Consider the following 13,590-nt stretch of genomic DNA (forward strand, 5'->3'; position numbering starts at 1 on the left):
GAATGAAGGAAAAACAACCTACATTCCCGGTCAGGAGGTCGACTATAACCGACTCACTCACCACTCGGCTGCCAGGCCAGTAGTCCGGCCAGCAGCCCAGGCCCGAAAGACGCTTAGTTGACGGCGTCTTTGAGAGCCTTGCCAGCCTTGAAACCTGGAATCTTGGCAGCTTCAATCTTGATCGGCTTGCCCGTTTGCGGGTTACGGCCAGTGCGCGCGGCACGGTCCTTTACCGCGAAGGTACCGAAGCCCACCAGGACCACGGAATCACCAGCTTTCAGAGCACCAGTGACGGATTCGATCACAGCGTCCAGCGCACGACCAGCAACAGCTTTCGGGATATCAGCAGATGCGGCGATAGCATCGATCAGTTCCGACTTGTTCACTCTAAGTCCCCTTATTTCTAACTATTTTGAATGTTCGTATGAAGTATTAAGCAGGTGCCCACCAGACTGCCGGCACCTAATTCGCCAGAGAATCAGCGACAAATAAAGTGTCCCGGAAGTCCTCGAACTAATGCGTGCTGATTCGTTCCTTGGAATCAGTCTCGCGCTTGTCATCCTTTGCAACCATCTCGGGAGCCGCGTCAGGCAAGGGCTCCGGGGCGTATTGCAACGCAATTTGCAGGACCTCGTCAATCCATTTGACCGCTTTAATCTGCAAGTCCTGTTGGATGTTTTCGGGAATCTCCTTTAAATCACGCAGGTTTTCTTCCGGGATGATCACAGTTTTGATTCCACCCCGATGCGCAGCGAGTAATTTTTCCTTCAAACCGCCAATCGCCAGCACCTGGCCACGCAGCGTAATCTCGCCAGTCATCGCCACATCGGCGCGCACCGGAATCTGAGTCAGCGCGGACACCAGCGCGGTGCACAAGCCGATACCGGCGCTCGGGCCGTCTTTAGGCGTGGCGCCTTCGGGCATGTGAATGTGCACGTCGCGCTTCTCATGAAAATCCTCGGCAATGCCCAGGCTTTTTGCGCGGCTGCGCACTACGGTCAGCGCGGCGGTCATCGACTCGGCCATGACATCGCCCAGCGAGCCGGTCTTGATCAGTTGCCCCTTGCCCGGCACCACGGCCGTCTCGATGGTCAGCAATTCACCGCCCACCTGAGTCCAGGCCAAGCCGGTCACCTGACCAACCTGATCCTGCTGCTCAGCCAGGCCATAACGGAACTTGCGCACACCCAGATAATGCTCGAGCGTCTCGGCCGTCACCTGCACCTGGAAGCGTTTTTCCTTGATGTGCTCCTTGACCACCTTGCGGCACACCTTGGCGATTTGTCGCTCCAGACTGCGCACACCGGCTTCTCGGGTGTAGAAGCGGATCAGGTCGCGAATCGCGGCCTCATCGAAGCTCAGCTCGCTTTCCTTCAGGCCATTGGCCTTGACCTGCTTGGGGATCAGGTACTTGGTCGCAATGTTGACCTTTTCGTCTTCGGTATAACCCGGCAGACGAATCACCTCCATGCGATCCAGCAGCGGCGCCGGAATATTCATGGAGTTGGCGGTGCACAGGAACATCACATCCGACAGGTCGTAATCGACCTCCAGATAGTGATCGTTGAAGTTGTGATTCTGCTCGGGGTCCAGCACTTCCAGCAATGCAGACGCCGGATCACCGCGCATGTCGCTGCCCAGCTTGTCGATTTCATCGAGCAGGAACAGCGGGTTGCGCACGCCGACCTTGGTCATTTTCTGGATCAGGCGACCCGGCATCGAACCGATGTAAGTACGCCGGTGCCCACGGATCTCAGCCTCGTCACGTACACCACCCAGGGCCATGCGCACGAACTTGCGGTTGGTCGAGCGGGCGATGGACTCGGCCAGAGACGTCTTACCCACGCCAGGCGGTCCTACCAGGCACAGCACCGGGCCCTTGAGTTTTTTAACGCGCTTCTGCACGGCGAGGTATTCAAGAATACGTTCCTTGACCTCTTCCAGGCCGTAGTGATCGGCATCGAGAATATCTTCGGCGCGGCTCAGGTCCAGGCGCACCTTGCTCTCGGCCTTCCACGGCACATTGAGCAGCCAGTCCAGGTAAGAACGCACCACGGTCGCCTCGGCGGACATCGGCGACATCTGCTTGAGCTTGTTCAGCTCGGCCTGCGCCTTGGTGTGAGCTTCCTGGGTCAGACCGGCATTATCGATGCGTTTCTTGAGTTCATCGAGCTCGTTGTGGCCTTCGTCGATGTCGCCCAGCTCTTTCTGGATGGCCTTCATCTGCTCATTCAGGTAGTACTCGCGCTGGCTACGCTCCATCTGCTTCTTGACCCGACCACGGATACGCTTTTCCACCTGCAACAGGTCGATTTCGCCATCCAGCACCGCCAGCACGTATTCCACGCGGGTGGCCAGATCGGTAATTTCCAGGATTTCCTGCTTCTGCTCGATATTCAGCGCCATATGCGCGGCCATGGTGTCTACCAGGCGGCTCGGCTCATCGATGCTATTTAGCGACGCCAGGACTTCAGAGGGCACTTTCTTGCCCAACTGCACATATTGCTCAAACTGGCTGAGCAGGCTGCGGCAGAACACTTCCGATTCACGCTCTTCAACCGCGGCATCTTCGATCAGCGATACTTCGGCGCGGCACTGGTCTTCCAGTTCGATGAAGCGCTCGATCAACCCGCGCTGCTCACCTTCGACCAGGACCTTGACCGTGCCGTCGGGCAGTTTGAGCAACTGCAGTACCGTGGCTACGGTGCCAACCCGATACAGAGCATCCTCGCCCGGATCGTCATCAGTCGGGTTTTTCTGGGCCAGCAACAGAATCTGCTTGTCGCCCTTCATGGCGGACTCGAGAGCCTCGATGGACTTTTCTCGACCCACGAACAACGGGATCACCATATGCGGATACACCACAACGTCACGCAATGGCAAAAGTGGCAATTCGATGATTGTCTTCATGATTTCGGCTCTACAGCGACCTTCTGGTCGTGATCGGTGGGATTACCCTCGCGGACAAGATGGGGCCGATGACTGCAAAAAACAAGCATCGAGCCCAGAATGACGAAGGGGCCCGCAGGCCCCTTGTCTATCACGCGTCAGGCGCAGCCTTGGCCGTTGGCTCGCTGCTTTCGTAAATGAGCAGGGGCTTGGAGGTGCCCTCAATGACGTTCTCGTCAATCACCACCTTGCTCACATCGTTTTGCGACGGGATCTCGTACATGGTGTCGAGCAAGATGCCTTCCAGAATGGAGCGCAGGCCACGCGCGCCAGTCTTACGCTCCAGCGCACGGTGCGCCACAGCCTTCAAGGCATCCGAACGGAACTCCAGATCCACGCCTTCCATTTCGAACAGCTTGGCGTACTGCTTGGTCAGGGCATTCTTCGGCTCGGTGAGAATCTGCACCAGCGCCGCCTCGTCCAGTTCATCCAACGTGGCAATGACCGGCAGACGACCGACGAACTCGGGAATCAGACCGAACTTCACCAGATCATCCGGCGCGACTTCGCGCAGCGACTGACCTACCGACTTGCCATCATCCTTGCTGCGCACTTCGGCATTGAAACCGATGCCGCCACGTGTGGAGCGGTTTTGGATCACCTTCTCCAGGCCGGCGAACGCGCCACCGCAGATGAACAGGATATTGCGCGTATCAACCTGCAGGAACTCCTGCTGAGGATGCTTGCGTCCACCCTGCGGCGGTACCGAAGCCACGGTGCCTTCGATCAGCTTGAGCAACGCCTGCTGCACGCCCTCGCCCGAAACGTCACGGGTAATCGAAGGATTGTCCGATTTGCGGGAAATCTTGTCGATTTCATCAATGTAGACGATACCCATCTGGGCTTTTTCCACATCGTAATCGCATTTCTGCAACAGTTTCTGAATGATGTTCTCGACATCTTCACCCACGTAGCCCGCTTCAGTCAGCGTGGTGGCATCAGCAATGGTGAAGGGCACGTTGAGCAGGCGCGCCAGCGTCTCGGCCAGTAATGTTTTGCCCGAACCGGTCGGACCGATCAGCAGAATGTTGCTCTTGCCCAGCTCGACTTCTTCTTTCTTGTCGCGCTGGTTGAGGCGCTTGTAGTGGTTGTAAACCGCTACAGCCAAAATCTTTTTCGCCCGTTCCTGACCAATGACGTACTGGTCCAGAATCGCGCTGATTTCCTTGGGCGATGGCAATTTATGAGCATTACTCTCGGCCTGGGCTTCTTGCACCTCCTCACGGATGATGTCGTTGCACAGGTCGACGCACTCGTCGCAGATGAAAACCGAGGGGCCGGCAATCAGTTTGCGCACTTCGTGCTGGCTTTTGCCGCAGAAGGAGCAATAAAGCAGCTTGCCGTTGTCCTCGCCGTTGCGGGTGTCAGTCATTCGATCAATCCAATACGGTAGGGCTTGAAACACAAGATGAAGGCAATTGCAGGCATTTTCAACCCCGCCACGACCGGCAATCCCAGCCATGGCGTGACAGCATGATCAGCTCGTCATTTGACGGCGGGTCAGCACCTGATCGATAAGGCCGTACTTGACCGCCTCTTCACCGCTCATGAAATTGTCACGGTCGGTGTCGCGGGCAATCACGTCCATCGGTTGATTGCAATGGTCAGCCAGAATTCGGTTCAGACGCTCACGAATGGTGAGAATCTCACGGGCGTGGATCTCGATATCCGAGGCCTGACCTTGGAAGCCGCCCAGCGGCTGATGGATCATCATCCGCGAGTGCGGCAGGCAGTAACGCTTGTTGGCGGCGCCACCGGCCAGCAACAGGGCACCCATGCTGCAGGCCTGACCGATGCAGATCGTCGACACGTCGGGCTTGATGAACTGCATGGTGTCGTAGATCGACATGCCCGCAGTGACCGAACCACCCGGCGAGTTGATGTACAGATGGATGTCCTTGTCGGGATTTTCCGCTTCAAGGAACAGCAGCTGCGCCACCACCAGGTTGGCCATGTAATCTTCAACCTGACCAACCAGGAAGATCACGCGCTCCTTCAACAGGCGCGAGTAGATATCGTAGGCACGTTCGCCACGAGCGGACTGCTCGATAACCATCGGCACCAGACCGCCGGCAGCCTGGATTTCTGGCATTTGCATAAAGGAATTGCGGGACATATCCAGCGATCGCTCCCAATGTGAACGGGTCTTCAAAGACACATAAGCCAGCACGAAGGCTGGCTTATGGTGTGCTCGAACGGGGGAAGAATCAGGCGACTTGCGGAGCTTCCGCGGGCTTGACAGCTTCTTCGTAGGAGACCGACTTGTCGGTTACGTTGGCCTTCTGCAAGACAGTATCTACAACTTGCTCTTCCAGCACAACAGAACGAACCTCATCCAGTTGTTGCTCGTTCTTGTAGTACCAGGCCACGACCTGCTCCGGCTCCTGGTAAGCGGAGGCCATTTCCTCGATCAGCTCACGGACGCGGGCATCGTCGGGCTTCAGCTCGTTCTGCTTGACCACTTCGGCGACGATCAGGCCCAGCACCACGCGGCGCTTGGCTTGCTCTTCGAACATTTCGGCCGGCAGTTGCTCAGGCTTGATATTGCCACCGAACTGCTGAACGGCTTGCACGCGCAGACGATTCACTTCGTTGGCAACGGTAGCTTTCGGCACTTCGACCGAATTGGCGGCCAGCAGGCCATCCATCACCTGGTTCTTGACCTTGGTCTTGATTGCCTGGCGCAGTTCACGCTGCATGTTCTTGCCAACTTCGTCGCGGAACGCTTCCAGACCACCTTCCTTCACACCGAACAGAGCAAAGAATTCGTCGTTCAGCTCCGGCAGCAGCGGTGCGGCAACGCTGTTCACGGTCACGGTGAACTCAGCGGCTTTACCAGCCAGGTCGAGGTTCTGGTAATCCTCGGGGAAAACCGGGTTGATCACGCGTTCTTCACCAGCCTTGACACCAACCAGCGCTTCTTCGAAGCCGGGGATCATGCGACCGGAACCCAGCACCAGCGGAGTGCCCTTGGCGGAGCCACCAGCAAAGGCTTCGCCGTCGATCTTGCCGACGAAATCGATGTTCAACTGATCGCCATTCTCGGCGGCACGCTCAACATTCTCGAAACGGGTGTTCTGCTTGCGCAGCACGTCGAGCATGGTGTCGATATCGGCATCGATCACTTCAGCCTGCAGACGCTCGACGGCAATGCTCTCAAAGCCGGCCAGCTGGATCTCCGGGAACACTTCGAAGGTCGCAACGTATTCCAGGTCTTTGCCCTTCTCGAACACTTTCGGCTCGACGGCAGGAGTGCCTGCGGGGTTCAGCTTCTGCTCAACCACGGCTTCGTAGAAGGTTTCCTGAATCAGGTCGCCCAGGGCTTCCTGACGAGCGGCTGCTTCGTAGCGCTGACGGATCACGCTCATCGGCACCTTGCCGGGACGAAAACCGGGGATCTTGGCACGACGGGCAGTCTGCTGCAGACGTTTGTTGACTTCGTTCTCGATGCGCTCGGCCGGTACGCCGATGGTCATGCGGCGCTCCAGAGCGGAGGTGCTTTCAACAGAAACTTGCATGTATTTTCCTCGTTGCACAGACATAAGCCGGCATTCCGGCCCCAGAATGGGCACGCATTCTAGTAGCTCAACTGCCATAAGAGAAGTGTTCGCGCGAGTAGTAGGCGCGTCGATCATAGTTACCCCCTCTAGAACGCCCTATAATCGCCCGTTTCCTTTCGCCCTGGGTGGCGCCCGTCAATCGCTTGAGCGGCTCCTGACAGGTCTCGTACTGCTCATTCTGGTGTTACTGCCCTCTGCCGTAGTGCAGAGCGCGATTGGGCGATCGACGAACTCGTTACCCTTGCTGGAATCCTGGTAGCCCTGTGGGCAATGGCCCGGCTACGCACCGGCGTGCCACTAATGCCACAGCGCAGCGTCAAGGCCACGGTGCTGCTGCTCGGCCTGTTGCTCGCTCAGCGCGGGCTGCCGCACAGTCGACCAAGGCTTGACCTTCAATGACATCGGTGTGAAGCCGCACTTATAGGAGCGACGGTAGAAGCGAGTAAGCAACCATTCCAAGCACGACACCTGCGGCCGGCGTCATACGCACAAGGTGATGGTGCAAGGGCGCAAAAAAAACCTTCTTATACATGTAGTAATAAGCCTGCACGAAGTTGATGTGGAACGCGGCCACCAATCCCCAGCAGAGAATTTCCATATTGCGAGCGATGATGCCAACGCTGATTGCCGAAACCATGACAACAGCCGACAGGCTACCGCTTAAAAATAGTAAATCCGCTCTGTTCATCGCCTGGAAAAAGCTGCCGCTGGTCGAAAGCACGACTTGTACGGGAATCGCGATGGCGAGAATGCGGATTATCGGCACCACGTCGAGCCATTGATCGCCAAGAGCAAACAAGATGATCCACTTGGCAAGCACGTACATGGCCAGCCCGGCGGCGGCGCCGAGGAGTGAAAGCTTGAAGGTGAAGTCACGATGGATCTCTTCGACCTTTCGAGGGTCGCCAGCATGCTCGCGGATGACTGGCTGGATGGCCGGTGTCATGGCAAAAGTCAGTAACATCAGCGGATACTTCATCAGCTGATAAGCCTTGTCGTAGTTGCCAAGCGCAGTTGCGCCCATGTATTTACCGACCAGGATGTTGTCGAGGTTGCGCGAGAAGTAGTTGATGAAGTTGAAGCCGAACTGATAGCCGGAGAAGCCCAGCAGCGGCTTGATGGCGGAAAACTTCCGCCCCGGCAGCGGCCTGCCGAATTCGGTATTGGCCGAGAAATACCAGATAACGAAGAACAGCGTGCCAGCACTAAAGGCGCCCTTGGCTGCCAGGGCATGCAACGGGTCAATGAGCTGGGCGAGGCTGATGGTGGCTATAGTGCCAAGCAACTCCCCAGCCAGCCCGCCATTGGCGATCCTGTAAAAAGCCTGCTCTCTAAGCAGCAGAGCATGGGGCACGATGCTGGCGGCAAAGAAAAGCAGGCTGACGGCGATATAGGGTACGACTTCATCGACGCGGGGCAGTTGGTAGAACGATAGGAATAGCGGTGCCAATGCCGTAAACAGAAAGGCCAGCAGCAAGCCAATGGTCAATGTCAGTCCAAAAAGGCCATCACGATCTTCTCTTGTCAGGTGGCCCAGATTGATGATGGCAGGCCCCAAGCCTACCTCGGCCATCAATTGAAAAAACACGTAGAAGACCATGATGGCTGCAACCGTGCCGAAGGTTTCCGGCGTGAATACCCGGGCCATTACCATCATCGAAAGAAGGTTGACCGCATAGACGGCATAACGGCCGAGCATGCTTTTGGCTATGGCGCGGTAGAGGCTGCTGGTTTTTTTCATGGATGCTTCACAAGGCCGCGTAGTTTTCTTTTGACAACTTTTATTTCCGGCAAAAGGCAGATCAAAGCTGCTCTAGGTTTTATGTGCCTGAGATTTGTCTTGAAAAAAAGCTTTAGGGATTTCTTTCTGACATGGAGAGGAATTTTGTTATTGAAGGCTGCCTGCGCTGTCGCTAACGCGTTGCCAATAATGCTTTGTATAAATTGGTTGAGTGCTATTGCTGTAGAGCAGTTTTGATTTTTTAATTCATTTTTCAAAAGCTCTTCAGCTACAGCGAGATAGCCATTCACATGCCTCATGCTTTTTTCTTGAGTCATGATTGAGCCAGGCCTTACTCTTCTATGAAAGAATCGGTCGGGCAAGCAGATAACTTCTGCAGTTTCGCTACTTATGAGGAGCTGAGTTGTAAAAAGGTTATCCTCATGGATAATTTCTGGCCGAAATCTGTTTTTATTGAATGTACTACGCTTATAAAGATACAGACAAGGCGACACCAAATAGGACTTATTTTTTACGAAAAATGAAAAGGCTTCTCTGCAAAGTAACTTTTTATTAGCGAGACATGAGGGTCTAGTGTAATCTAACTTCCCAATATCAAACTCAGAGACATCATCTGCGAAAGAGCACGCATTAAACATTACCATGTCCGCATTATGTTCTTTTAGCGCTAACAGGCAACGCTCTAATGTTTCTTTTTCAATCCAATCGTCACTGTCCAGAAATATCAGGTAGTCACCGGTCGATTTCTCTATCCCTGTATTACGCGCAGATGATTGGCCAAAATTTTCCGTGACAACTAAGACGATCTCACTATGTTTCTCTTGATACTCCGATATTATTGCTGCACTGCCATCCGTGGAACCATCGTTAACGATGATGATCTCCTTGTTCTGATGTATCTGACCCACCGCTGAGTCAAGACATTCAGCCAAATATTTCTCCACATTGTAGACGGGTATGATAATACTGACTTTCGAGTCTTTTATATCGTGCATATTTAAGCGCTACCAACAAATCTCGCGTAAAGATTCGGCCTTTCACATCTGCCAACTAACCCCGGCGTCGACTTAAACTCGTCCAGATCGGCGGCTACCCGCGAGTTGTAGAAACTCTGTTCATTAAGCGCCGGTCCATACACCGCCACCTCGAGTAGGGTTTTGCCTTCGCAGATGAATTCCGATAAGCAAAGACTGTTCTCGGCGCGGTACTTCTCGCGCACGGTCTTGATGTAGCCGAGCGCCACGGTGGATTTGATAACCATGACTGCGTTGGGATTGATTGCCAGTAAATCCTCAATCACTTCCTCGACGCTGCGGGTGTTGAAGAAGTTGGTTTGCGGGTCGTAGTCGGTGGGAGTGGCGATGGTTACGAAGTCGGCATCACGGTAGGCCTCACGCTTGTCGAGGGTGGCTCTGAGGTCGAGGTCTTTTGGGGCTAGGTAGCGCTGGATTTCGCTGTGTTCGATAGGGGAAAGGCGGTCGTTGGTTAAGTCCACCTTGGCCGGGGCGGTCTCCAGAGTGATCACCTTGTTGCGCTGCGCCAGCAGTACCGCATTGGAAAGTCCGACGTAACCGGTGCCGGCAATTGAGATGTTCATGGGCTTCCTTGCCTGAAGCTAACGTGTAATGGCAGTGCTCGGGTCGAACGTCTTCAGTAGATGATCAGAATTTTGAGATCCGGCCACAGCGCCAGTTATTGATATAGAGAGATCGTAGTCGAACGAACTTGTAGAGCTTGATCACTTGGTCGTTCCAGCCATGGCGTATCTGTTTTGAAGAGGACTGGGCCGGGCGAGGAGCGCTTGACCAGCAAGGCAACGATCAGCACAGCGGGCTGAGAGCGATCAGCGCCAGCTGCGCAAGGCTGCGTCCGAGAACGGCTTTGATCAGGGCCGCGTCGGATCGGTAACGGTAAGCAGCAAAACCTGCCGGATCACAGCCACTTCGCTCGTCACGGTGAGTGCCAGTTTAAGACGGCGCTGCTGTCGTAGATTGGCGTTGTTCGATGCTGGAAGGCAGTTATGTTGGTTGGCTTGGAATACTCAAGCCCTCACCCACCGCTGCCGGACCCAGCTACTGAGCGCATCGACCGCCAGCACCAGCAGCAGCATGGCAATGATGACCGTACTGGCTTGCGCCTCCTGGAACAGGCTGAGGCTGACATACAGCATCTGCCCCAGCCCACCCGCACCTACGAAGCCGAGCACGCTGGCCATGCGGATATTGTTCTCCCAGCGGTACAGGCTGTAAGCCAGTAACTGCGGCCATAGATTGGGCAAGGTGCCGTAGCAGAAGGCTGCAACCGCATTGCCGCCTTGTAGACGAATGGCTTCAGTCGGTCCCGCCGGGGTATTTTCCAGTGCCTCGCCAAATAGACGCCCTAATACCCCGGCGGTGTGCAACGCCAGCGCCAAGGTGCCAGCATTCGGGCCGAGCCCCGCTGCCAGCACCATCAATGCGGCCCACACCAGTTCGGGAATGGCGCGCAAGGCATTGAGCAGCAGGCGTGCGACGCCAGCCAGCGGCCAACCAAAACGTCCGGCGGCGGGCAGCGCCAGCAGCAAACCGAGAATAGCCGCCAACAGCGTACCGACGGCAGACATTGCCAGGGTCTCCAGCGCACCGCGGCCGATGGCCTGCAGATGCCCAGCGCTCAGATCCGGGTCAAAAAAGCGCTGGGCATACGAACCCATCTGCCCCAGGTTGTCGCGGCCAAATACCGCGCCAAGATCGAGTCCCAAATAGCTGAACGACAGCCCTACCGCCGCCAGCAGAGCCAGAATCAGTCCCGCGTTGATCAGGCGCCTCATACCAGCCTCGCCCGCAGCAGCCGACTGATCAGATCCGCGAGCATGACAAGCCCCAGAAAAGTAAGAAGCATGCTGGCCACTTCATCACCGGCGAACATGCGCATGGACAAGTCGATCTGCTGACCCAAACCGCCGGCACCGACAAAGCCCATCACCACCGAAGCACGGATTGCGCACTCCCAGCGGTACACGGTGTAAGACACCACCTCGTGCGCCGCATTGGGCAGGATGCCATAGAGAAAAGCGGTAAAACGGCCGCCGCCGGCCAGCAGCAAGGCGTGGGCCGGACGCTGGTCGACTGACTCGAAGATTTCTGCGTAGACCTTGCCGAGCATACCGCTGTAAGTAATCGCGATAGCCAACACGCCTGCGGTAGGTCCCAGGCCCACGGCGCGCACGAACAGCAGCGCCCAGACGATCTCCGGTACGCTGCGCAGGAAAATCAGCAGACCGCGCACCGGCCAGCGCAACAGTTGCGACCACCATCCAGGCCGCCCGCCACGCGCCGCTGCGGACAACGACAGCGCGCGACTGGCCAGCAGGCTCGCCGGAATCGCCAACAGCAGCGCTAAGGCCATGCCGGCGGTCGCGATCGCCAGAGTTTGCAGGGTTGCATCGAAGAGGAGCTGGAGAAACTCCTCGCCATGGGCAGGCGGCCAGAAGGCAGCCACGAACAGCCCCATATCACTGGCGCTGTCCTTGGCCAGAAACACGCCCAGGTCTAGCTCGCTGAGCTGCATTCCCGGCCATAACAGAGCAATGGCCAACAGGCTTAGCAGCAGCCGCGGCAGGGCTGCCGGGTCGCGGATATCGCGGCTCAGCATCGTGAAACCTGCACACTCGTCACCGGGACCGAGGCCGGACCGGGCGCGAAGGTCAATTGCTGGTTGGCATACAGCGCATCAAGCAACTCGCGAGTGACCTGCGACGCCGGGCAATCAAACAGCACCTGCCCGGCTCGCAAGCCGATGATGCGCGGAAAATGCGCCAGCGCCAGCTCCACCGCATGCAGACTGGATACCAGGGTGACGCCCTCCTGCGCCGCGTGCCGACATAGCACACCTAAAGCATGATCAGCGAGCACCGGGTCCATCGCCGACACCGGCTCGTCGGCCAGCAGCAGATCAGGCGCCTGATACAGCACGCGGGCAATGCCCACGCGCTGCAACTGGCCGCCGGAAAGCTGCTGGCACTGCGCAAACAGTTTGTCGGCCAGATCCAGTCGTTCAAGCACCGCCCGCGCACCAGGAATATCCAGCGGATACAGCAGATTGAGCAGACTCTTGCCCAGCCCCCACTGCCCCAGCTTGCCGGCCAGCACGGCGGTGATCACCCGTAAACGCGGCGGCAAGGGCGGTGCCTGATGGATCAAGCCAATGCGCGCGCGTAACTGTTGCCGCTGGCGGCTGGACAAGCGCCAGGGCTGCTGATCAAGAACTTGCACGCTACCGCTGCTGGGCTGCAACGCCGTTCCCAGCACGTTAAGCAGGCTCGACTTGCCGGCCCCGGACGGGCCAATGATGGCAACCTGTTCGCCCTGGGCAATGTGCAGATCCACATTGCGCAGGGCATGAATGCCGTTGCCGTGCGTGAGGCTGGCCTGAGCCAGCTGCACGGTCATTTCAGCAGGTCTGCCGCGCGCGCGGCGTCCTCGATACCTTGATAGTTCTCCGGCTTGGTCTCGATAAAGCGGCTCGCGGCCTGCAAATCGAGAATCGCCTTGTGCTCGGGATTGGCGGGATCAAGTGCCAGGAACGCAGTTTTGATCTTCTCAGCCAGAGCCGGGTCAAGCGTGCCGCGCACCGTCCAGTTGTAATCGTAATAAGGCGGCGTAGTGGCGAACACTCGCACCTTATTAGTATCCACCTTGCCATTGGCTACCAGCTTGTCCCACACACTGGCATTGAGCACGCCGCCCGCCACCTTGCCCGCCTGCACCCAGGCGGCAGTGGCATCGTGGGCTCCGGAATATGCCACGCGACTGAAGAACTCTTCCGGCTTGATGTCGTCGCCCAGCATGAAGTAGCGCGGCATCAGGCTGCCTGAGGTCGAAGACACCGAGCCGAAGGCAAAGGTCTTGCCCTTGAGGTCGGCCAGCGACTGCACGCTCGGATCGGAAGTAATGAATTTGCTGGTGAATTGCGCATCCTGCTCGCGCTGCACCAGCGGTATGGCATTACCGGTCTTCTGGTGTACTTGGACGAAGGTGAAACCGCCCAGCCAGGCCAGATCAAGACGGTCAGTCGCCAACGCCTCGACCACTGCCGGATAGTCGGCAACGGGTGTGAATTGCACCTGCATGCCCAGCTGCTGTTCCAGATAATTACCCAGCGGCTTGAATTTACGCAGCAGTTCGGTGGGCGCTTCGTCCGGGATGGCGCTGACTCTAAGCACTTCGGCGGCTTGGGCAAACAGGGCGGACAGGGACAGCGTAATACCGGCGGCGAGCGCCAGGGTGGGCTTAAGCATGGAGTTCTCCGGTTCAATAGCGGAAAAAACGTGGGGATGGCCACCACCTAGGCTAGCAGGCA

Annotated in this window: 12 protein-coding genes; all 12 read right to left on the reverse strand. The window is 57.0% G+C overall.

The genetic code is table 11. The features are described from left to right. Positions 1–113: 113 nt before the first annotated feature. Positions 114–386, reverse strand: coding sequence for an HU family DNA-binding protein (locus ACTV8E_RS11520; RefSeq protein WP_251837705.1), 273 nt, complete (start codon positions 384–386; stop codon positions 114–116). 127 nt (positions 387–513) lie between these two features. Continuing rightward, positions 514–2,910: an endopeptidase La gene (gene lon / locus ACTV8E_RS11525; RefSeq protein WP_251837704.1), complete on the reverse strand. Its 2,397-nt coding sequence runs from the start codon at positions 2,908–2,910 to the stop codon at positions 514–516. Positions 2,911–3,040: 130 nt separating this feature from the next. After that, positions 3,041–4,321, reverse strand: coding sequence for an ATP-dependent Clp protease ATP-binding subunit ClpX (gene clpX / locus ACTV8E_RS11530; RefSeq protein ID WP_251837703.1), 1,281 nt, complete (start codon positions 4,319–4,321; stop codon positions 3,041–3,043). Between the two features lie 105 nt (positions 4,322–4,426). Beyond that, positions 4,427–5,065 (reverse strand): ATP-dependent Clp endopeptidase proteolytic subunit ClpP, encoded by a 639-nt coding sequence (gene clpP, locus ACTV8E_RS11535; protein WP_251837702.1) that lies wholly within the window; start codon positions 5,063–5,065, stop codon positions 4,427–4,429. Between the two features lie 91 nt (positions 5,066–5,156). Next, positions 5,157–6,467, reverse strand: coding sequence for a trigger factor (tig, locus tag ACTV8E_RS11540; RefSeq protein ID WP_273538890.1), 1,311 nt, complete (start codon positions 6,465–6,467; stop codon positions 5,157–5,159). A gap of 460 nt (positions 6,468–6,927) precedes the next feature. Further along, positions 6,928–8,250 (reverse strand): lipopolysaccharide biosynthesis protein, encoded by a 1,323-nt coding sequence (locus ACTV8E_RS11545; protein WP_273538888.1) that lies wholly within the window; start codon positions 8,248–8,250, stop codon positions 6,928–6,930. Continuing rightward, the gene (locus ACTV8E_RS11550) at positions 8,247–9,245 is read right to left on the reverse strand and encodes a glycosyltransferase family 2 protein (protein WP_443199593.1); all 999 of its coding nucleotides are present in this window, start codon (positions 9,243–9,245) and stop codon (positions 8,247–8,249) included. The genes ACTV8E_RS11545 and ACTV8E_RS11550 overlap by 4 nt, the downstream gene beginning before the upstream one ends. A 2-nt stretch (positions 9,246–9,247) precedes the next feature. Further along, on the reverse strand, positions 9,248–9,847 hold the full coding sequence (locus ACTV8E_RS11555; RefSeq protein WP_251837698.1) for a hypothetical protein: 600 nt from the start codon (positions 9,845–9,847) through the stop codon (positions 9,248–9,250). Positions 9,848–10,291: 444 nt separating this feature from the next. Continuing rightward, positions 10,292–11,059 (reverse strand): phosphonate ABC transporter, permease protein PhnE, encoded by a 768-nt coding sequence (gene phnE, locus ACTV8E_RS11560; RefSeq protein WP_443199594.1) that lies wholly within the window; start codon positions 11,057–11,059, stop codon positions 10,292–10,294. Further along, entirely contained in the window at positions 11,056–11,883 is an 828-nt protein-coding gene (locus ACTV8E_RS11565; RefSeq protein WP_251837695.1) for a PhnE/PtxC family ABC transporter permease, read from the reverse strand. The genes phnE and ACTV8E_RS11565 overlap by 4 nt, the downstream gene beginning before the upstream one ends. After that, complete coding sequence (locus tag ACTV8E_RS11570) at positions 11,877–12,680, reverse strand: phosphonate ABC transporter ATP-binding protein (RefSeq protein ID WP_443199595.1); 804 nt, start codon at positions 12,678–12,680, stop codon at positions 11,877–11,879. The genes ACTV8E_RS11565 and ACTV8E_RS11570 overlap by 7 nt, the downstream gene beginning before the upstream one ends. Beyond that, positions 12,677–13,528 (reverse strand): putative selenate ABC transporter substrate-binding protein, encoded by an 852-nt coding sequence (locus ACTV8E_RS11575; RefSeq protein ID WP_273538879.1) that lies wholly within the window; start codon positions 13,526–13,528, stop codon positions 12,677–12,679. The genes ACTV8E_RS11570 and ACTV8E_RS11575 overlap by 4 nt, the downstream gene beginning before the upstream one ends. Between the last annotated feature and the right edge of the window lie 62 nt (positions 13,529–13,590).

The organism is Pseudomonas sp. B392_1p, from assembly GCF_052245235.1.
In the GTDB taxonomy this organism is placed as follows: Bacteria; Pseudomonadota; Gammaproteobacteria; order Pseudomonadales; family Pseudomonadaceae; genus Serpens; species Serpens gallinarum.

Excerpts from the sequence above, each read along its gene's own strand:
- lon (WP_251837704.1), bottom strand. The coding sequence starts at position 2,910 with ATGAAGACAATCATCGAATTGCCACTTTTGCCATTGCGTGACGTTGTG.
- clpX (WP_251837703.1), bottom strand. The coding sequence starts at position 4,321 with ATGACTGACACCCGCAACGGCGAGGACAACGGCAAGCTGCTTTATTGC.
- clpP (WP_251837702.1), bottom strand. The coding sequence starts at position 5,065 with ATGTCCCGCAATTCCTTTATGCAAATGCCAGAAATCCAGGCTGCCGGC.
- tig (WP_273538890.1), bottom strand. The coding sequence starts at position 6,467 with ATGCAAGTTTCTGTTGAAAGCACCTCCGCTCTGGAGCGCCGCATGACC.
- ACTV8E_RS11545 (WP_273538888.1), bottom strand. The coding sequence starts at position 8,250 with ATGAAAAAAACCAGCAGCCTCTACCGCGCCATAGCCAAAAGCATGCTC.
- ACTV8E_RS11550 (WP_443199593.1), bottom strand. The coding sequence starts at position 9,245 with ATGCACGATATAAAAGACTCGAAAGTCAGTATTATCATACCCGTCTAC.
- ACTV8E_RS11555 (WP_251837698.1), bottom strand. The coding sequence starts at position 9,847 with ATGAACATCTCAATTGCCGGCACCGGTTACGTCGGACTTTCCAATGCG.
- phnE (WP_443199594.1), bottom strand. The coding sequence starts at position 11,059 with ATGAGGCGCCTGATCAACGCGGGACTGATTCTGGCTCTGCTGGCGGCG.
- ACTV8E_RS11565 (WP_251837695.1), bottom strand. The coding sequence starts at position 11,883 with ATGCTGAGCCGCGATATCCGCGACCCGGCAGCCCTGCCGCGGCTGCTG.
- ACTV8E_RS11570 (WP_443199595.1), bottom strand. The coding sequence starts at position 12,680 with ATGACCGTGCAGCTGGCTCAGGCCAGCCTCACGCACGGCAACGGCATT.
- ACTV8E_RS11575 (WP_273538879.1), bottom strand. The coding sequence starts at position 13,528 with ATGCTTAAGCCCACCCTGGCGCTCGCCGCCGGTATTACGCTGTCCCTG.